We start from the raw sequence: 18,561 nt of genomic DNA, 5'->3' as shown, positions 1-18,561 counted from the left end.
TGTACTCCTGTGGTTGTTCGGTTGGGGAGTTTCAGTACTGGCGCGCCTTGGCCAACTGCTGATCGATGGCGGCGGCCGCGGCGGCCACCCTCTCACTGCCGCTGACCTCGGCCACCGCCACATGCCACCAGGACAGGTAGCCGTGGAGCATGGTCTTGGGCAGCACCTTGATATCGATCAGGGTCGAGACCCGCTGCAGCCGGGCGTCCGCCAGGGCGGCGTGGAGCTGCTCCAGGTTCCTCACCTTGTAGGTCTTGCAGCCGTAGGCCGCGGCGCTCATGGCGTAGTCCACCGGGATCAGGCCACCGTCGAGCTGGTCGCTGTCTGGGTTGCGGTAGCGGAACTCGGTGGCGAAGCTGTCCAGGCCCTGGCCCAGCTGCAGGTTGTTGATGCAGCCGAAGGCCATGTTGTCCAGCAGCACCACGTTGATCTTGCGTTGCTCCTGGATCGAGGTCAGCAGCTCCGAATGCAGCATCAGGTAGGAGCCGTCGCCCACCAGGGCATAGACCTCGCGCTCGGGGGCGGCGAGCTTGACCCCCAGGGCCGCGGCAATTTCATAACCCATGCACGAATAGCCATATTCCACGTGGTAGGTGTTGAGCCCCTTGCTGCGCCAGCTGCGTTGCAGGTCCCCGGGCAAACTGCCGGCAGCGGCGACAATCACCGCATCGTCGGCCAGGGTCTGGTTGAGCACCCTCAGCACCTGGCTCTGGGTCAGGCAGGAGCCGGTCAGCTCGATGAACTCGCGCAGCACCGCCGGGTCCAGCGCGTCCTTGACCTCCGGCACAAAATCCTCGCCCTGATAATGCACGCCGTGGACCCGCTCCAGCTCGGCATCCAGCTGCGCCCTGGCCTCGGCCACCCGAGTGCCCCAGCCGGCGCGGTAGGCGCTGCCGGCCAGGGCCTCGCCCAGTGCCTGCAAGCCGGCCCGGGCATCGGCCAGCAGTTGCACGCCATCGAGCTTCACGGCATCGCCGGGGTTGATATTGAGGTTGAGAAACTGCACCTGGGGGTGCTGGAACAGCCACTTGGACGAGGTGGTGAAATCGCTGTAGCGGGTACCGACGCCAATGATCAGGTCGGCCTCCCGGGCCAGCAGGTTGGCCGCCAGGCAGCCGGTTTCACCGATGCCGCCCACGTTCAATGGATGGCTGGACAGCAGCGCGCTCTTGCCGGCCTGAGTCTCGGCCACCGGGATCGCGAAGCGCTCGGCAAAGGCCTGCAGGGCCTGGTTGGCCGCGGCGTACTTGACCCCGCCACCGCAGATCAGCAACGGCTTGCGCTTGCCCCGCAGCAGCGCCACGGCGTCCGCCAGCATCGCTTCGGTGGGTGGCCGCCGGTCGATGCGATGCACCCGTCGGGCGAAGAAGCTCAGCGGGTAATCGTAGGCCTCGGCCTGCACATCCTGGGGCAGCGCCAGGGTCACCGCGCCGGTCTGGGCCGGGTCGGCCAGCACTCGCATCGCCTGCAGCGCCGCGCTCATCAACTGCTCCGGGCGGTTGATCCGGTCCCAGTATTTGCTCACCGCCTTGAAGGCATCGTTGGTGCTGATGCCCAGGTCATGGAACTGCTCGATCTGTTGCAGCACCGGGTCCGGCTGGCGGCTGGCGAACACGTCGCCGGGCAACAGCAGCAAGGGAATGCGGTTGGCCGTGGCGGTGGCCGCAGCGGTCAACATATTGGCCGCGCCGGGGCCCACCGAAGCGGTGCAGGCATAGACCTTGCGCCGCAGGTGCTGCTTGGCAAACCCGATGGCGGCATGGGCCATGCCCTGCTCGTTGCGGCCCTGGTGCACCCGCAATTGGCCCGGGTCCTGCTGCAGCGCCTGGCCGATGCCCAGCACATTGCCGTGGCCGAAGATCGTAAAGACCCCGGCAATGAACCGGCTCTGCTGCCCGTCCACCTCGACGTACTGGTTATCGAGGAATTTCACCAGGGCCTGGGCCATGGTCAGTCGAATCGTGCTCATCTGTGTTCCTTCAATGGCCATACAGCACTCTCACTGTTCTTTGTGCGGAAGCCGGCTTGCCGGCGCCTACAAGGGGGGTCAGGCCAGGGCCTGGCGCAAGTGCTGGATACTGCGTTCCAGAGCCTGCTGCAGGTCCGGTCGATCGTGAACGCTCGCGGCAAAGGGCTCGAAGGACAGGTAGCCGCGGTAACCGCCCGCCAGCAACGCGGCGATCTGCGTCGTGTTGCCCAGCCGGTCCGCCGCGCCCACCAGCACCCGATGACCGTCCCGCAGCGCTGCCAGAGGCAGTGGCGGCCCCTCGACACCGGAGAGGTGCACCAGCCCGGTAAGCTCGGCGAACAGCTGGGGTTCGCCGGCCAGTGTGTGGTGGAAGGTGTCGTGCACCAGGCTCAGCACATCCAGCGCGCCAACGGCGCGGATCGCGTCCACGGCGCTGCGCTTGTCACGCAAGGCGCACTCGGCAAACCCCAGGGGTTCGACAAAACCGCGCAGGCCATGCTGGCGAAGAACCTCCGCGATCCGGGTCAGGGCGGCCGCCAGCCCCTGGGCCCGCTGGCCCGCGCTGCGCCGGTCGCCGGGGTCGTTCAGCGGGCACAACACCAGGCCCTCGGCACCGCAGGCGCGGGCATAACCGGCCAGGTGCAGCAACTGCTGGCGGCGCTGTTCATCCCACAGGTCGAAGGGGTACAGGGCATTGATCGACAGCAGCCGGATGCCACGCTGCTCACACAGCTCGCGGACCTGCTCGGGGGGCGTGCCATCCTCGATCTCCACACCCTTGAGGTCATTGCGCAGCTCCACCCCATCGATCTTCAAGGCCAGTGCCAGGTCAAGAAAATCCGCCAGAGGCAGGTGCGGTGCGACCATTCGGTTCAAGGCAAAACGCAAAGGCTGAGTCATCTTCCAGCTCCCCGAAAATCGGCAAAGGTGCGTCGCTCACAGATCCAGCAGCCAGCTGTGCCGGGGGTCGTTATGGAACTGCCAGACCCGCTTCGGCCCGGCCATCACGTTCAGGTAATAGGACTCGTAGCCATAGGGCACGCTGACCGGGTGGTACCCCCTGGGCACCACCACCAGGTCGTGGTGCTCCACCGCCATGGCCTCGTCCAGGCTGCGGTCGTGGGTGTAGACCCGCTGGAAGACGAAGCCCTGGGGCGGGTTGAGCTGGTGGTAATAGGTCTCTTCCAGAAAGCTCTGGTGCGGCAGGTCGTCGGTGTCGTGCTTGTGCGGCGGGTAGCTGGAGGAATGCCCGGACGGCGTGCGCACCTCCACCACCAGCAGGGAATGGGCCGGCTCGCTGTCGGGCAGGATGTCGCAGACGTAGCGAGTATTGGCGCCCTTGCCACGCACGCTGCGCCTGCACTGTTCCGGGCGGATCAGCCGAGGGCCGAGGTCGTTATCGACTGCCCCCGGGGCGGCACACACAGCGATCTGCACATCGCTCAAGGCCGTGACCCGGGCCCGGCTGCCCGGCGGCAGGTAGGCAGCAAAGGGGGATTTGTCCTCGAACACCGATTGCCGGTCACCCAGGTTGGACCACTGGAAGGCGCCCTGGGGCGCTTCGCCCTGCACATCGATACGGCCGCTGAGCAGCACCAGGCACAGCTCCTTGTCGCCGGCGCTGACCGGCAGGCTTTCCCCCAGGCCCAGGCGGTAGGCACTGAACCCCACGTATTCCAGGGCGCCCTCTTGCAACTGGACCATGGTCCGGCCCTTTGCAGCGCTTTTAACCAGCAGGCTCATTGGGCAGCCCTCCTGCGTTGCAGGCCAGCGTCCAGCAGGGCCCGCAGGGTGTCGTAACCTTTTTTCGCGTAGACATAGCTCGGCGCCACCGCCGGGTCCTGCTCGGCCTCCACCACCAGCCAGCCCTGGTAGCCTGCGTCCAGCAGCACATCGAGCAAGGCGGCGAAGTCAATGTCGCCATCGCCGGGCACGGTGAAGGTGCCGTTGATGATGCAGTCCGGGAAGCTCCACAGGTTGTTGCGCGCCAGTTGCACCACCGGCTTGCGCACGTCCTTGAAGTGCACATGGCACACCCGCCCGATATGCCGGCGCAGCACCTCCAGGGGTTCGCCGCCGCCCATGTAGCAATGGCCCGAATCGAACAGCAGGCCGACTTCCTCGCCGGTCAGGCGCATCAGCGTGTCGATGTCCGCCGGGGACTCGACGTAGGCGCCCATGTGGTGGTGATAGGCCAGGCGCACGCCCTGGGACAGGGTGAAACGCGCCAGCTCCGTGAGTTTGTCGGCGTAGTCCTGCCAGGCCTGCTCGCTGTGGAACCGTGGGCGCTCGATCAGGCGCACCGGCAAGCCCTGGATCGAGTCGGCCACTTCGCCGTAGACCAGCACCGAGGCGCCGTTGCGCTTGAGCAGTTCGACGTGGCTGGCAATGGCGTCGATTTCCTCGGCCACCGAACGCCGGGCCAGGCGGCTGGAGTACCAGCCCGAGACCAGCGCCAGGTCATAAGGGCGCAACACATCGCCCACGCCCTTGGCGTCCTTGGGGAACTTGCCGTTGAGTTCGAAGCCTTGGTAACCGATCTCGCGCCCTTCGCTGAGGGCGGTGCTCAAGGGCGTTTCACCGCCCAGGGCCGGCAGGTCGTCGTTGCTCCAGGAGATCGGGTTGATGCCAATTCGGATCGCGGGCATGGCTGCACCTTTTGTTGTTATTCATGAAAGCGTGGAGAACGGCCTTGCACTGGTAGGAACTGGCTTGCCAGCGAAGGCACCGGCGAGCCTGGCACCAGGCTCAAGACCCTCTTCGCCGGCAAGCCGGCTCCTACACAGGGCGGGCGCTGCGCCAGGCGTTGATCAGTTGCTCGAAGGTGCCCTGCACTTGCCGGATCAGGATGTCGTCGTCGATCTCCCCCGCCAGCCACGCTCGGCTGGGCTCCTGGAAAATCGTGCGGCCCACGGCAAACCCCCGGCAGGTGCGGCTGTCGGCCGCTTGCCGGAAGCCCTCGGCGAGGGCTTCGGCCGAGGCATTCAGGCCCAGCAGCACCACGCCACGGCAATAGGGGTCGCGCTCCTGGATCAGCTCATCGAGCTTTTTCCATTCCTCGGCCGACTGCGCTTCGATCTTCCACCACGCGGGGTAGATGCCCAGGTTGTACAGGCGCTTGAGGCTGCGGTAGAGCACCTCGGGATGAGCGCCGGGCAGGTCCCTGGGCGGGATGATTTCCAGCAGCAGTTCATGCCCGCTGACCTGGGACGCCTGGTACAGGCCCCGGATCTGTGCTTCCTGCTCCAGGCGCAGCAGGGGTTCGTCGTCCGGGTGAAATTGCACCAGGCACTTGATGATCTGCTCCTGGGGCCAGGCGATCAGGTTGCTGCCCACCGAACGCCCGTGCTCGAACGCCAGGGGCCGCGAGCCCTGCACTTCCACCGGCCGCGCCACCCACCAGCCGCGCCCGGTGGCGGCGTTCAGCGCCTCCTGGCCGAAGCGCTGGTCGGCCAGCAGGCCGACATCGGCCTCGATGCCCCGGCGCCGCAGGTCGGCTTCGACCCGCTGCACCGCTTCTATGAAGAGTTGCTTGAGCTGACCGATGGCCTTGAGCTCGCGCCCACCTTGCTGCGCCAGTTCCACCAGTTGCCCACGGTGGTCGAAGGCAAAGACGAACAGGGGCTTCCAGGCCTTGCGCGGCACACTGACCTGATGCAGGCGTTGCAGCACCGGGTCCTGGTCGGGACGGGTGATGGGCACCGGGCTGCTGAACAGATAGTCCAGTTCGGCCCGGGTCGGCATCGCCGGGGCGCAGGCGTGGCGCGACACCACCAGGCCGCCGCAGGCGTTGGCCAACTGGCAGCAGCGCTCATCACTGGCCTCTTCCAGCCAGCCACTGAGGAAGCCGGACATGAAAGCATCGCCGGCGCCCAGCACGTTGAGCACCTCCACCCGCACACCGGGGTAGATCGCCCCGTCTTCCAGGCGCTCCGGAATCTCGCCGTGGATCACCGTGCACCCTTGCGGACCAAGCTTGACCACCAGGGTCGCGGCACTCAGTGAACGTACGGTGCGCAGGGCCGTCAGCAGATCGTCGCTGCCGCCGGCAATCAGGAATTCCTCTTCGGTGCCGACGATCAGGTCGAAGCGCGGCAGGATGCCCTGCACATGCTGGCTGACCTGCGGGTCGGCCACGAACCGGGTCTCGCCGTCAGCCTTGCCCGCCAGGCCCCAGAGCACCGGCCGGTAGTCGATGTCCAGGACCCGCTTGACCCCGTGCTTTTGCGCGTAGTCCAGGGCCTGCAGGCTGGCCCGGTAGACGCCGTCGGTGGAGAAATGGGTGCCGGTGATCAGCAGGGCCTTGCTGGAGGCAATGAAGGCTTCGTCGATGTCGGCGGCGCACAGCGCCATGTCCGCGCAGTTCTCGCGGTAGAACACCAGGGGGAAGGTTTCACGGTCCTTGAGGCCCAGCAGGACCAGGGCGGTGAGGCGCTGCGGATCGACCTTGACGGCACTGACGTCGCAGCCTTCGCGCACCAGCGACTCCAGCAGGAAGCGCCCCATGTGGTCATCACCGACCCGGCTCAGCATCGCCGACTTGAGGCCCAGCCGTGCGGTGCCGAAGGCAATGTTCGCCGACGAGCCGCCGAGGTATTTGGCAAAGCTTGCGACGTCCTCCAGCCGGGCCCCCACTTGCTGCGCGTAGAGGTCGACGCCCAGGCGTCCGAGGCAGATCAGATCCAATTGACGCCCACTGGCAAAACGAGTCTGGCCCATGCTGGCTCCTGTTATTTTTATCAGCCGCTGCCTGCCGTCGCGCACTGCCCCGGCAGGCCTACTTGGTGGATGCAGACTAGAACGTCTCCCGGCACCAATCAATATTTATTCTATAAATTTTTTGCGTGGAATATTTTTTCCATTAAACTTTTCTGCAAAGCCCAAGGCTGTGCCGTGCATCGTTTCAGCAAGGCGCCCGGGGCCCGGCCCCTCAAGATTTTCCCGGCGCCGACCCTGTAGACTGCCCGCAGCCCATTTATTGTCAGGGGGCGACGCCCGCGGTCGCTCCCATCAGTACCCTCAGAAGGATCCGTTATGTCCCGCACCGATCAGCCGGCCCTGTCCGATCGCACGCCCGAGAGCGACCTTGCCAGCCCTCCGGCCAATGCCGAGCGGCTGCTGCAGTTGATCACCGAGGAGTACGAGAGCCTGCCGCGCCAGCTCAAGCGCATCGCCAGCTACATGAGCCAGCAGAGCGACCGGATCATGGTCGACCGGATCAGCGACATCGCCCGCGAATGCGAGGTGCACCCTTCGGCCATCGTGCGTTTTTCCCAGCGTTTCGGCTTCAGCGGCTTCAGTGAAATGCAGGCGCTGTTCCGCCAGGCCTACACCCACAAGGCCACGCCGGTGCAGAACTACCAGCAGCGCATCCGCAGCCTGATCGCCAACAAGTCGCAGAAGGCCAGCGACGGCGACCTGGCGCGCGACTGCATCAGCGCCACCCTGTCGGGGATCGAGCGCCTGGGCCTGGAACTGGACGACGCGGCCTTCGAGCAGGCCGTGGACCTGGTGGTCAATACCGACAACATCTACGTGGTGGGGGTGCGCCGCTCCTTCGCCGTGGCCGACTACCTGGTGTACAACCTGCAGCACACCAACAAGCGCATCCACCTGGTGTCGGGGCTGGGGGGCAGCTACCGCGAGCAAATGCGCAGTATCCGCCCCAACGACCTGGTGATCGCCATCAGCTTCACCCCCTACGCCAAGGAAACCCAGCACTGCCTGCGCATTGCCCAGCACAACCAGGCCAAGACCCTGATCATCACCGACAGCACCCTGTCGCCCCTGGCCAAGCGCGCCAACAGCGTGCTGCTGGTCAACGAGGGCAGCTCCTTCGCCTTCCGCTCACTGAGCGCCACCCTGTGCCTGTGCCAGGCGCTGTTCATTGCCGTGGCCTACCGCCTGGAACTGAAGATGGACGAGATTCACGAACAGGGCGGCTTCGACGACTAACCCTTCGGCTGGCGCGGCGCTATTCGTAGATCTTGCCGCAGTACAGGAACACCGCGAAGCGCTGCCAGGGCGAAGCCTCCACCAGCCCCTGGGTGGCACCGATGCCGGTGGCCTCGGCCCAGGCGTGGGCGCCGTCGAGAAAATCCTCGATGCAATGGTTCTGCCAACTGTCGGCCTCGCCGGCCTGGGCCATGCGCTGCGCCTGGCGGCGGTCGGCAATCAGCGCCTGGACGAAGTCGAGGAAGCTCTGCTCGTCATGCACCTGCTGCAAGCGTTGTTCAAGGTCCATTGGGGCTCTCCGGCGTCAGGACGTTGCCTGGAGCGCCAGGCCCTTGCGCAGCAGTTCCTTGCGCAGGATCGGCCGGCCCGGGCAATGCACGCCGTCCAGGGTGCTGCACTCTAGCAGCCGTTCCAGCTTGCGGGCACTGCCCGGGCTGCCGGTCAGCAGGTAGCTCGTGCCTTCGCCGAGGCTGATCAGGTTCAGCAGCCAGTCATCGCCCCACTGCCCCAGCACCTGCTCGATCAGGCTGCGCTGGCGCACCAGCAGGCCCTGGGCATGCCACAGGGTCAGTTGGGCGAAACGCCGCGGCAGGTTGCTGGACGCTTCGAACACTTTCAGGTCCTTGAGCAGGGCCTCGGGCAATTGCGCTTCGATCTGCTGCTGGCACTGCTTGAAATAGTCTTCGGGCCAGTCGGGGCCCAGGCCGGCCAGCGCGGTCAGGTCGGCGTAGGCCTGGCGGTCCGCCGCGGTGCACCCCTGGTCGGTGAAGTTCAGGGTGTTGTCGAGAATGCCCGCCGCCAGCAGTTGCGCGCTGTCGCGGCTGATCCTGGGCAGCAACCCGGAGTCGCGCCAGCGCTGGTAGACCTGGGTACAGGCGGCACCGATCTGGCGGATATCCGCGTGCTGGCCCAGGCGCTCGTTCCAGAAGGCCTCGAAACCCGGGTGATGGTCGATGACCTCCACCACCCGGTCCAGGTCCACCAGCGGGTCCAGGTGCAGGTGGTTGGAAATGTCCACCAGCACGAACTGCTCGGTCCCTTGCGGAACATGGGCGTCCAGCCCCTTGAGACGCTGGCGGAAAGTGCCCGGGATGCTCTCGTTGAGCGGCGCGCTGCTCAGGGCCCGGGCCGGGCGGCCGCTGAGGTTGAGCCATTCGGCATAGGCAATGCAGCCGGCGTAGGCGTCGATATCCAGATAGGTCGCGCCGGCGGTGACAATGATCATGACGTCCCTGTAATCCACAAAGGCCGGAGGCCGGGGCGCCGAGGGTGCCTGAGCCACATGACAGCCAGATGACAGTCAGCGGCCCTCTACAGGCCCTGCCTCGGCCACCAGCAGCGCCGCCAGCCGCGAGCCGCTGAAGCGGATCTGCGCCAGGCTCAGGGCCGCGTAGCCGACGATCACCGCCGCCGGCCGGCGCACCTGCTGGCAGTGCTCGGCCAGGCCCTGCAACAGCAGGCCCTGCTGGGCCGCGCGCTGGCGAAAGCGCGCCTCATCGCTGCCCGGCGGCAACGTCAGCAGCAGATGCAGCCCGGCCTGCTGGCCGCTGATGCTGTAGCAGCCCGGTGCTTCACTGGCGAGGATCGCCAGCAGCAGGTCGCGGCGTTCCTGATAGGCCTGGCGCGCCGCCCGCAGATTGCGCAGGAAGGCGCCGCTGGCGATGTAGTCGGCCAGGGCCAGTTGCTCGATCACCCCCACCGAGCGCCCGGTGTCCTGCAAGGTGGCTAGCAACCGCGGGCGCAGGCGCTCGGGCAGCAGCATGAAGCCCACCCGCAGGCCGGCGAACAGGGTCTTGTTGAAGCTGCCGCAGTAGATGACGCGGTCGTCCCGGTCCAGGGACTTGAGGGCCGCCAGGGGCGCGCTCTGGTAGTTGAATTCGCTGTCGTAGTCGTCCTCCACCACCCAGGCCTCGCTGTGCCGGGCCCACTCCAGCAGGGCCAGGCGCCGGGACACCGGCATGGTCATGCCCAGGGGCGCCTGATGGGCCGGGGTGACATAGACCATGCGGGCATCCTGATGGTGTTGCAGCTGCTGTACATCGATCCCGTCCTCCTCCACCGGAATCGGCACCAGCCGCGCTCCGGCCAGGGCGAACAGGCTCCGGGCCGACAGGTAGCCGGGGTCTTCGAGGCACACCTTGTCGCCCGCTTGCAGCAGGCTGCGGGCCAGTAGGTCGAGGCCATGGCGGATGCCGGTGGTGATCATCACCTGCTGCGGCTCGCAGGCGATGCCCCGGTGCTGCCCCAGGTACTGGGCGATCTGCTGGCGCAGGGCCGGCAGGCCGCCGGGGTCGGCGTCCCACAGCGACTGCGCCGAGGCATTGCCCAGGGCCCGGGTCAGGGAGCGGGTCCAGCGTTGCAGGGGAAACAGCGCCGGGTCGGCCAGCCGGGCGACAAACGGCTGGCCGGCCCGCACGCTGAGCGGCAGGTACGGCGTCTCGCTCTCGCTGACGATGGGTGCCGCCGCCCGTGCCGGGGCGCTCAGGTACAGGTCCGGCACCACCGCGCAGACCCGGGTCCCGGAACCGCTGGCCCGGCTCACATAACCTTCGCTGCGCAAGCGGTCGAAGACCACTTCCAGGGTGCCCCGGGACAGGCCCCAGCGCTGGGCCAGGGTGCGGGTCGAGGGCAAGCGGCAGCCGGCCGGCAGGCGTTTTTCCAGGATCGCCTGGCGCAGGGCACTGTAGGCGCTGTCCTGTTTGCCCAGGGCTTCATCGCAGTGCTGGGGCAGCGGCAGGTCGAGGGGCACGGGGTGTTTTCCACGGCTCATAGTGGTCCAGTCAAAAGCGGCCTAAATGGTGCTCGGCATTAAACCACAAACCCCTTAATTTCAGCGCCATCGCCCTCTGCCCCGAGCCTGCCATGCCGCCCGCCAGCCCCATCACCACCCGCTCCATCGCTGTTGAACGCCCCCTCGCCCCCTGGCTCTGGACCCTGTTGCTGCTGGTGGTGGTCTGCCTGCCGCGGATCAGCATCGACCTGTACTTGCCGGCGCTGCCGGCCATGGCCGACCAACTGGGGGCCAGCGACGCCCAGCTGCAACTGACCCTGAGCCTGTACATGCTCGGCTATGCCCTGTCGATGCTGCTGGGTGGCCCGCTGTGCGACCGCTATGGCCGGCGCCCGGTACTGCTGGCGGGCACAGCGCTGTTTCTCGCGGCCAGCCTGGCCTGCATGCTGGCCGCCAGTGTCGAAGTACTGATGGCCGCCCGCCTGCTGCAGGCCCTGGGCGGTTGCTGCGGCACCCTGGTGGGCCGGGTCATGGTCCGCGACCGCTGCCCGCCCGAGGAGCAGCCGCGGCTGCTGGGGCTGTTGTCCATGGGCATTGCCCTGTCGCCGATGCTGGCACCGCCCCTGGGCAGCCTGATCGACCAGTTGCTGGGCTGGCGTGGCCTGTTCCTGTGCCTGAGCCTGGTGGCCGCGGCGGCCTGGCTGCTGATGTTCAAGCGGCTGGCCGAAACCCGCCCGCCGCAGCTCGCGCCAGTGGCCGTGAAAAGCCTGCCGCGCCTGTACCTGCGCCTGCTGGGCGAGGCCTACTTCATGCGCTATTCCCTGGCCATCGGCTGCCTGTACTGCACCTACTTCCCGTTCATTGTGCAATCGCCGGCGCTGTTGCAGCGCCAGCTGGGGCTGTCGCCCACGGCCTACGCCCTGGTGTTCGCCGCCACCGTGGCCGGCTACCTGATGGGGTCGCGACTGTTCCAGCGCCTGGGGGTACGCCACAGTGCCGACCGCCTGATCACTGCGGCCTGCCTGTTGAACCTGGCCGGCGCCGGCCTGTTGCTGCTCACCCGCAACCTGTGGCCCGACAGCCTGTGGGCCATCGTGCTGCCGATGCTGGCGCTGATGCTCTCGGTGGGCCTGGCGATTCCCGCCTGCCAGCTGGCGATCCTGCAGCCCTATGCGGCGGTGGCGGGCACCGCCTCGGGTCTGTTCTTCTTTATCCAGATGGCCATGACCGCCGGCTGCGGGCTGCTGGCCAGCCTGCTGGCGGACAGCCCGGCGGGCTCGCTGCAGGCCCTGACCGGCCTGTTCAGCCTGGCCCTGGGGCTGGCCTGGTGGTGCCTGCGGCCACGGCGGCAATAGGCGCCGGCTCGGAACGCCTTCCTGCACCCCTGTAGCCGCTGCTGAGCCTGCGAAGCTGCGAAAGGCCGGGCCGCGTTCGGTACGCAGGGCCTTGCGTGGCGGCCTCCAGCCGAACCTCTAGCGCCTTCAATATCCCCGCATCTCCTTCGGAGCCGTTCGCAGCCTGCGGCAGCGGCTACAGGTTTGCACTGTGCAAGGCCGCTTCAATACCGCTAAATTGGCCGCGCCTTTCCCATCCGTTGTGCCGTTCAAGACAAGGAAATACGTGATGAAGCTTATTGGAATGCTCGATTCACCCTACGTGCGCCGCGTCGCCATCAGCCTCAAGAGCCTGGGCCTGCCCTTCGAGCATCACTCGCTTTCGGTGTTCAGCACCTTCGAGCAGTTCAAGGCGATCAACCCGGTGGTCAAGGCCCCGACCCTGGTCTGCGAGGGCGGTGAAGTGCTGATGGATTCGAGCCTGATCATCGACTACCTGGAAACCCTGGCCGGCCCGCAACGCAGCCTGATGCCCACCGCCCTGCCCCAGCGCCTGCGTGAACTGCGGCTGGTCGGCCTGGCCCTGGCGGCCTGCGAGAAGTCGGTACAGATCGTTTACGAGCGCAACCTGCGCCCCGCGGAGAAACAGCACGGCCCCTGGCTGGAGCGGGTTGGCGGCCAGTTGCAAGCCGCCTATGGCGAGCTGGAGCAGGAGTTGCAGAAACAGCCCCTGCCCCGGGACGGCTCCCTGGGCCAGGCCGGCATCAGCCTGGCGGTGGCCTGGAGTTTCAGCCAGATGATGGTGGCGGACCAGTTCAACCCCGGGCAATTCCCGGCAGTACGCGGCTTTGCCGAGTACGCCGAACAATTGCCGGTGTTCCTCGCCACCCCCGCCACCTGAGCCACACCCTCCCCGTAGGAGCCGGCTTGCCGGCGAAGAGGCCCGCAAGCCTTGCAGCGCCCTCGAAAACGCCTTCGCTGGCAAGCCAGCTCCTACAGCAACCCCATATCCCCGTAGGAGCCGGCTTGCCGGCAAAGAGGCCCGCAAGCCTTGCAGCGCCTTCGAAAACGCCTTCGCTGGCAAGCCAGCTCCTACAGCAACCCCATATCCCCGTAGGAGCCGGCTGCCGGCGAAAACGCCTTCGCTGGCAAGCCAGCGCCTACAGAGCGGTCAGGCCGGTTCGGGCTGTTTCTTCACGGGGGTAGTGGCGAAGCGCCGGGCCAGGAAGGGGGTGATGTCCAGCGGCAGGGCTTCGTCGTTCACCAGTTTGTCCAGCAACACGCCGGTGATGGCCGAGGTCAGGATGCCGGTGCGGAAGTGCCCGCAGGCATTGAGGTAGCCTTCGACCCCATCCATCGGCCCGAGGATCGGCAGCTCATCCGGCGAACCCGGGCGCAACCCCGCCCAGCAGCGCTTGAGGTTGACATGGGCCAGCTCCGGTACGCAGCGCACTGCGCCCTGCACCAGGCCGTTGATCTCCGGGTAGGTGGTGGTGACGTCGAAGCCCTTGTCCTCGGTGGTACTGCCGATCAGGATCTCGCCGTTGTCCTTCTGCGCCATGTAGCAGTCGCTGGTGGTCAGGCAGCCGTTGAGCAGCTTGGGCATGCGCTCGGTGAGAAGGATCTGGCCCTTCACCGGCTTCACCGGAATCTCGATGCCCGTGGCCTGCAGGCTCAGCTCGGCGGCCCAGGCGCCGGCGGCGTTGATCAGGGTCGTGCAGCGGAACAACCCGGCAACGTCGGTCTTCACCCCGCTGACCCGATTGCCCTGGTGCAGGACCCCGGTGACGTTGGTGTTGAAGTACACATCCACGCCGTTCTGGCGTGCGCCTTCGGTGTAGGCGTCGGTGAGGCGGAACGGGTTGACCTGGTGGTCGCAGAGGAACTCCAGGGCGCCCTGGGCTTCATGGCTGACATTGGGTTCCGCGGCGCGCAGGGCCGCCTGGTCGAGCCAGCGTACCTGGTCGCTCAGGTGCGGGATGCAGCCGACGATGTGCTCGGCGTACAGCCGGTCTTCCTCGTCATAGATGACGAACTTGAGCCCGGTCTGCTCGAACTTGAAATCCATGTTGTGCAGGCCCATCAGCTCGCGGTGCAGGCGCGGGTACAACTCGTTGGACTGCAGGGCGAAGTCGAAGAACGACTGCGGCAGGATGTGCGGAGTGCTGGAATCCACCACCACCGCCGAACCCTGGGCCTCGCGCTTGCGGTTGGCCGACATCATGCGAAAGAAGATCACCCCGCAGCCCAGCCCCACCGACTCGCCGATGGCCCACAGGCCGCCGGCCGAAGCGCGGCTGGCGTTGCCCGGGCGCTTGGCGTCGATCAGCGCCACCTTCAGGTCCTTGCGCTTGGACAACTGGTAGGCGCAGGAAGCGCCGATCACGCCGCCACCGGCAATGACCACGTCGTAATGCTTAATCATGCTGGGAGACCTCCTGGTCAGACGGCGGGAACGCGGAAAACGGAATCGGGTCCAGGGGGAAGCGCGGGCGGATCCAGCCCACGTCCTTGCGCCCGGTGGCCTGGCGCAGGCGGTCGCTGCAATAGCCCACGCACATCCGCCCCTGGCAGTCGCCCATGCTCACCCGGGTGCGCATTTTCAGGCTGGCCATGTCCTGCACGCCCTGGCTCAGGGCACGCTCGATGTCGTTGCGGGTGGTGTGTTCGCAACGGCAGATCACGGTGTCGCCCTTGGGCAGCTCTACCTGCCCGGCGCCACGCGCGGTATAGCGGTCCACCGCACCACGAAAACGCAGGATCGAGGCCAGCTTGCGCTCGTAACCCTGGCGCCGTTGCAGGGCCGCTTCGTTGCTCAGTACGCCACGCTGCATGAGGATCGACAGCGCGGCGATACGCCCGCTGAGCATGGCCGCCTCGCCGCCGCGGATGCCGCCCATGTCGCCGGCCAAGTGCACGTGGGGCTCGCTGCTCTGCTGCCAGGCGTTGGCGCTGGCGCGCAGGTAGCCGTCGTCGCTGAAGTTGTGTTCCAGGCCCATCTGCTGGCTCAACTGGGTGCGCGGGATGAAGCCGTAGCCCACCGCCAGGGTCTGGGCAGCAATGCGCTGGGCCTTGGCCATGTCCGGCTGCCAGTCGCTGGAGTACGGCGCCACGGTGACCACGCTCAGGGCGTCCTGGCCCTGGGCTTCGACCACGCCCCAACCATAGCGCAGGGCAATGCCGTGCAGCTTGAGGTAGGCGAGCATGCTCAGGCCGTCGAGAAACAGTTGCGGCTTGTTGAGCATGGCCAGGCTCTGCTTGGCGATCTTGCCCAGGGCACAAGCCTCGTAGACCCCCGCCACGCGCACGCCGGAAGCATGCAGCTGACACGCCACCAGGGGCAGCAAGGGGCCGGTACCGGCGATCACCACCGGGCTCTGGGGCTTGACCACCCCGCTCTTGATCTGCAATTGCAGGCCACCCAGGAGCTTGACCCCGGGCAGGGTCCAGCCGGGGAACGGCACACTGCGCTCATGGCAGCCGGCGGCCAGTATCAACTGCTCGTAGCTGACCTGCTGCACCTGCTCTTCGCCATCGAGCAGCACCAGGCTCTGGGTGCCCTCGGCGCCCACTACCCGGCTGTTGAGGCGCACGTCGATCATCTGTTCGTGGTCGGCGAAATCGCCGTGCAGCTTGGCCAGCATTTCGCAGTAGCGCGGCCCCAGGTAATCCAGCTGCACGCCGTCGCGCAACGGCCCGCGGTAGACCACGCCCCCCAGGCGCGAGGCCTCTTCGATCAGGGTGCTGCGCACACCGTGCTCGGCCAGTTCGATGGCGGCCGCCATGCCCGCCGGCCCACCGCCGACGATCACCGGGTTCAGGCTCATAACGTGGGCTCCGTTTCAGTGATGCGGTTGCTCAGTGTCTGCACCTGCATCCCCGGCTTGACCAGGGTCTGGCAGGCGCGGCGCTTGTGCCGGCCGTCGATCTGCACCAGGCAGCAATGGCACACGCCCATGCCGCAGTAGGCGCCGACCAGTTGCCCGTGATCGTTGCGCGCTACCTGGCGCAGGCCGGTGGCCTGGATCACGCTGAGGACGGTTTCACCCAGGGCGGCAGTGACTGGCTGGCCATTGAGGCTGATGGTCATGTCCGCATGCTGCAGCGGCTGAATATCGAAGTTGCGGTCTATCTGACGCATTGTGGGTTCATCCGTGAAAAATGAATGGGGTTGCCGGCGTCCCGCCGTCCATGCTGCTGCGGTCGGGACCGGGCAACGTCCCGGTCCCAAGCTGTTTGTCAGAACCGAGCGCGGGCCAATCTAGTCGGTTTGTCGGACACGGATATTGATCTGGGCCAAGCAAACGGCTGCCTCGCACCCGACGGTGGCCAGCCCTTGCAAAACTGCGATACCGCGCACAAAAACGCCGCTGGCGGCAATGGCCGGCAGCGGCGTTCGGGAAGGCCCGGGCCCGTTCGGGCCGGGCTTTATAGCTTGAATCAGTGCATGAACAGGGCGATCAGGATAATCACCGGGATCGGCACACCGAGGAACCACAAGAGTAATGAGCGCATGGGAAATCTCCTGGATCAGTGAACGGGGGTGGGGGCTACGGTGCGCGGCTGGACATCGCTTTCAAGCCAGACCACGGCGTCCCGACGACGACCGCCAAAGGTCGCCGCGAGGCTGGCGAAGAAGGCCCCGCACAACAGCGCGATAAACATCCACAGCGACGACCAGGCAGCCACCTTGGCTGCGGTGTCGGCAGCTTCCTTGGCGGCCTGCTTGGCTTCTTCCACGGCCTGGCGGGTCTTGGCGAAGACTTCATCGACCCGACGCTCGGCATCGGCCTGGCTGAGGTTGGTACGCTGGGCCACCAATTGCGCCAGGTAGCTGCGGTCCTCAGGGGCCAACTGGCCGTCGTTGCTCAGGGTGCGCACGAAGATCCGCGATACCGTGCCACGGGCCGCGTCATCGCTGACCGCCGCCGGGCGATCGTCGCGGAACAGGCTGTCGACGAAGTAGCCGTAGTCATCCTGGGAACCCTGGGCGGCAGCATGGCCGGCCACCTGGGTCATGGCACCGGCGGCGCCGGAAGCCACCTGGGCGCCGGCATGCACGCCGCCGCTGATGACGCTGCTGACCGACCCCACCACCAAAGTCGCGGTGACCAGGGTGGCCACGGCCCAGGCCAGGAAGCCATGGGCGGTGTCGCGGAAATACACTTCATCGCCATGCAGGTTGGCCCACTTCACCCGCAGGCGCCCGGCGATGTAACCGCCCAGGCCGGCAGCGATGATCTGCGTCACGGCCAGCCAGACAATGCTGGAAATGCCCAGGCCCTTGGCGCTGATGCCGCTGCCGGCCCAGGGCGAAACCGCGGAAAAGCCCAGGCCGAAGCCCAGCAACAGGAGGATCAGCGAAAGAGCGGCGGCCGCCGCGGCGCCAGCAAAGATCGCCGCCCAGGACACGCCCGAGTGATGACTCGAGGCATCTGCGGTGGCCAGCAGGTGTTCAGAGGGTCTGTTCATTGTTGTTCAGCTCCAGGCATGAAAAATGGTGTTACACGTCTCGAAGGGACAAGTGCAGCCACCGTGCCAGTTGCACGAACTTTATAAGCGCTTTTATTTCAATGACTTGCGATAAGAAGACAATCCCGGATCGTGCAATTTACCGGCCCGGGAGTTTTCGGGCGGGCGTTCTGCACGGCCCGCCCGGTGCTCAGGCCTGCCGGCTCCGGTAGAGCTCCCGGCCGCGGGTCCAGCACAGGTGCACCACCAGTACCAGGACCCACAGGGCCAGCAGCAGGTTGCCCACCAGGGCCAATTGCCCGATACCCTGCCCCCACAAGGTAAAGAGCGGCAATGCCAGCCAGGCCGAACGACGAAAATCCAGCAGCCGCATGATTCCCGGCACGGCCACCGCCATCAGGGCGATGACCAGGACGTCCAGGCCGCGATACGCCAGCATCCAGCGCGCATAGCGAGGGTCGGCAGCATAGGCCTCCAGGTAACCGGGCAGGCGCAGCGCCAGATCCACGGCGAGGCTCAACAGCAGGCTGGCCACCAGCAGCCACAGCAGTCCTTTGAAACGTGATGCGTAGTTCATTGCACAACACCTTGATACACAGAAGGTCAATCGGGTTTTCAATGCCGCTTGTAGCTCTTGTTGCCACTGGGGGTCAGGCAGTACACCCCGCCCCGGGGCCCGGTGCAGAAACTGCCGCTGCCACAGCTGCATCCCTGGGCGTCGCGCAGCAGGGGCTCGGCCCGCGGGGTAGTGGAGCGCTGGCCGGACATCAGGGCGCAGTTCTTTTTCGACGCGCTGATGGAGCCGTCGTTGCACAGGAACAGCTCGCCGTCGCAACGGGCGATGCCGCCCTTGCGCCCGGAACAGGGCTGGTTGGCCGCCAGCACCGCGCTGCTGCACAGCACCATCAGGCAGAGAAAGGACAATGGCTTCCAGCCAACCCGGGGCAGGCCCGTCATGGATGTGCCTCCTGGCCATAAAAGTGGCGCGATAATATCAGGCAGCGCGGCCTCTGGCAGGGGCTTGTTCAAGGTCTGGAGAGAGTCCTGGAGGCGCAGATGAAAGTTTTTTTAGAATTGCGGCCGCCGTTTCTTGGCAAAAT

General features: G+C 66.5%; 17 protein-coding genes. 3 read left to right on the top strand and 14 right to left on the bottom strand.

Annotation, left to right across the window (positions count from 1 at the left end):
* Nucleotides 1-31: 31 nt before the first annotated feature.
* The 5 genes from iolD to AC1RGE_RS03060 form a co-directional block, all read right to left on the bottom strand.
* Nucleotides 32-1,969 (bottom strand): 3D-(3,5/4)-trihydroxycyclohexane-1,2-dione acylhydrolase (decyclizing), encoded by a 1,938-nt coding sequence (iolD, locus tag AC1RGE_RS03080; RefSeq protein WP_492583315.1) that lies wholly within the window; start codon nucleotides 1,967-1,969, stop codon nucleotides 32-34.
* Nucleotides 1,970-2,047: 78 nt separating this feature from the next.
* On the bottom strand, nucleotides 2,048-2,869 hold the full coding sequence (locus AC1RGE_RS03075) for a TIM barrel protein (protein ID WP_093408691.1): 822 nt from the start codon (nucleotides 2,867-2,869) through the stop codon (nucleotides 2,048-2,050).
* 36 nt (nucleotides 2,870-2,905) lie between these two features.
* Nucleotides 2,906-3,712, bottom strand: coding sequence for a 5-deoxy-glucuronate isomerase (gene iolB, locus AC1RGE_RS03070; RefSeq protein ID WP_492583313.1), 807 nt, complete (start codon nucleotides 3,710-3,712; stop codon nucleotides 2,906-2,908).
* Complete coding sequence (iolE, locus tag AC1RGE_RS03065; RefSeq protein WP_072442201.1) at nucleotides 3,709-4,617, bottom strand: myo-inosose-2 dehydratase; 909 nt, start codon at nucleotides 4,615-4,617, stop codon at nucleotides 3,709-3,711. The genes iolB and iolE overlap by 4 nt, the downstream gene beginning before the upstream one ends.
* 130 nt (nucleotides 4,618-4,747) lie before the next feature.
* Complete coding sequence (locus tag AC1RGE_RS03060; RefSeq protein WP_492583311.1) at nucleotides 4,748-6,688, bottom strand: bifunctional 5-dehydro-2-deoxygluconokinase/5-dehydro-2-deoxyphosphogluconate aldolase; 1,941 nt, start codon at nucleotides 6,686-6,688, stop codon at nucleotides 4,748-4,750.
* A gap of 315 nt (nucleotides 6,689-7,003) precedes the next feature.
* Between AC1RGE_RS03060 and AC1RGE_RS03055 the strand changes: the two genes are divergently transcribed.
* Entirely contained in the window at nucleotides 7,004-7,924 is a 921-nt protein-coding gene (locus AC1RGE_RS03055; RefSeq protein WP_011060881.1) for a MurR/RpiR family transcriptional regulator, read from the top strand.
* 19 nt (nucleotides 7,925-7,943) lie between these two features.
* On the opposite strand, the gene AC1RGE_RS03050 is transcribed toward AC1RGE_RS03055, so the two are convergent.
* The 3 genes from AC1RGE_RS03050 to pdxR all read right to left on the bottom strand — a co-directional run bounded on the left by AC1RGE_RS03050 (nucleotide 7,944) and on the right by pdxR (nucleotide 10,694).
* Nucleotides 7,944-8,213: a DUF7660 family protein gene (locus AC1RGE_RS03050; protein ID WP_011060880.1), complete on the bottom strand. Its 270-nt coding sequence runs from the start codon at nucleotides 8,211-8,213 to the stop codon at nucleotides 7,944-7,946.
* Between the two features lie 15 nt (nucleotides 8,214-8,228).
* Entirely contained in the window at nucleotides 8,229-9,149 is a 921-nt protein-coding gene (locus tag AC1RGE_RS03045; protein WP_492583309.1) for a DHH family phosphoesterase, read from the bottom strand.
* 75 nt (nucleotides 9,150-9,224) lie between these two features.
* On the bottom strand, nucleotides 9,225-10,694 hold the full coding sequence (gene pdxR, locus AC1RGE_RS03040) for a MocR-like pyridoxine biosynthesis transcription factor PdxR (RefSeq protein WP_492583307.1): 1,470 nt from the start codon (nucleotides 10,692-10,694) through the stop codon (nucleotides 9,225-9,227).
* Nucleotides 10,695-10,786: 92 nt separating this feature from the next.
* On the opposite strand from pdxR, the gene AC1RGE_RS03035 reads away from it, so the two are divergent.
* Nucleotides 10,787-12,010 carry a multidrug effflux MFS transporter gene (locus AC1RGE_RS03035; protein WP_011060877.1) on the top strand — a complete coding sequence of 408 codons (1,224 nt, stop codon included), beginning with the start codon at nucleotides 10,787-10,789 and terminating at the stop codon, nucleotides 12,008-12,010.
* 268 nt (nucleotides 12,011-12,278) lie between these two features.
* Nucleotides 12,279-12,890: a glutathione S-transferase gene (locus tag AC1RGE_RS03030; protein WP_011060876.1), complete on the top strand. Its 612-nt coding sequence runs from the start codon at nucleotides 12,279-12,281 to the stop codon at nucleotides 12,888-12,890.
* Nucleotides 12,891-13,160: 270 nt separating this feature from the next.
* Here AC1RGE_RS03030 and hcnC read toward each other — a convergent pair whose 3' ends face one another.
* From hcnC to AC1RGE_RS03000, 6 genes are all read right to left on the bottom strand, one after another.
* Nucleotides 13,161-14,414 carry a cyanide-forming glycine dehydrogenase subunit HcnC gene (gene hcnC / locus AC1RGE_RS03025; protein WP_072442211.1) on the bottom strand — a complete coding sequence of 418 codons (1,254 nt, stop codon included), beginning with the start codon at nucleotides 14,412-14,414 and terminating at the stop codon, nucleotides 13,161-13,163.
* The gene (gene hcnB, locus AC1RGE_RS03020; protein WP_011060874.1) at nucleotides 14,407-15,816 is read right to left on the bottom strand and encodes a cyanide-forming glycine dehydrogenase subunit HcnB; all 1,410 of its coding nucleotides are present in this window, start codon (nucleotides 15,814-15,816) and stop codon (nucleotides 14,407-14,409) included. Before hcnB ends, hcnC begins: the two co-directional genes overlap by 8 nt.
* Nucleotides 15,813-16,130 (bottom strand): cyanide-forming glycine dehydrogenase subunit HcnA, encoded by a 318-nt coding sequence (gene hcnA, locus AC1RGE_RS03015; RefSeq protein WP_011060873.1) that lies wholly within the window; start codon nucleotides 16,128-16,130, stop codon nucleotides 15,813-15,815. The genes hcnB and hcnA overlap by 4 nt, the downstream gene beginning before the upstream one ends.
* 389 nt (nucleotides 16,131-16,519) lie before the next feature.
* A complete protein-coding gene (locus AC1RGE_RS03010) occupies nucleotides 16,520-17,461 on the bottom strand; it encodes a membrane protein (protein WP_011060872.1) in 942 nt (313 codons plus the stop codon).
* A gap of 190 nt (nucleotides 17,462-17,651) precedes the next feature.
* Nucleotides 17,652-18,038 (bottom strand): hypothetical protein, encoded by a 387-nt coding sequence (locus AC1RGE_RS03005; protein WP_019094280.1) that lies wholly within the window; start codon nucleotides 18,036-18,038, stop codon nucleotides 17,652-17,654.
* Nucleotides 18,039-18,076: 38 nt separating this feature from the next.
* On the bottom strand, nucleotides 18,077-18,418 hold the full coding sequence (locus AC1RGE_RS03000; RefSeq protein WP_019094279.1) for a YdcA family protein: 342 nt from the start codon (nucleotides 18,416-18,418) through the stop codon (nucleotides 18,077-18,079).
* Between the last annotated feature and the right edge of the window lie 143 nt (nucleotides 18,419-18,561).

Source organism: Pseudomonas sp. GW823-FHT02C05, assembly GCF_058797595.1.
The sequence above is the reverse complement of the archived record's forward strand: the minus strand, read 5'-3'. Positions and strand labels throughout refer to the sequence as shown.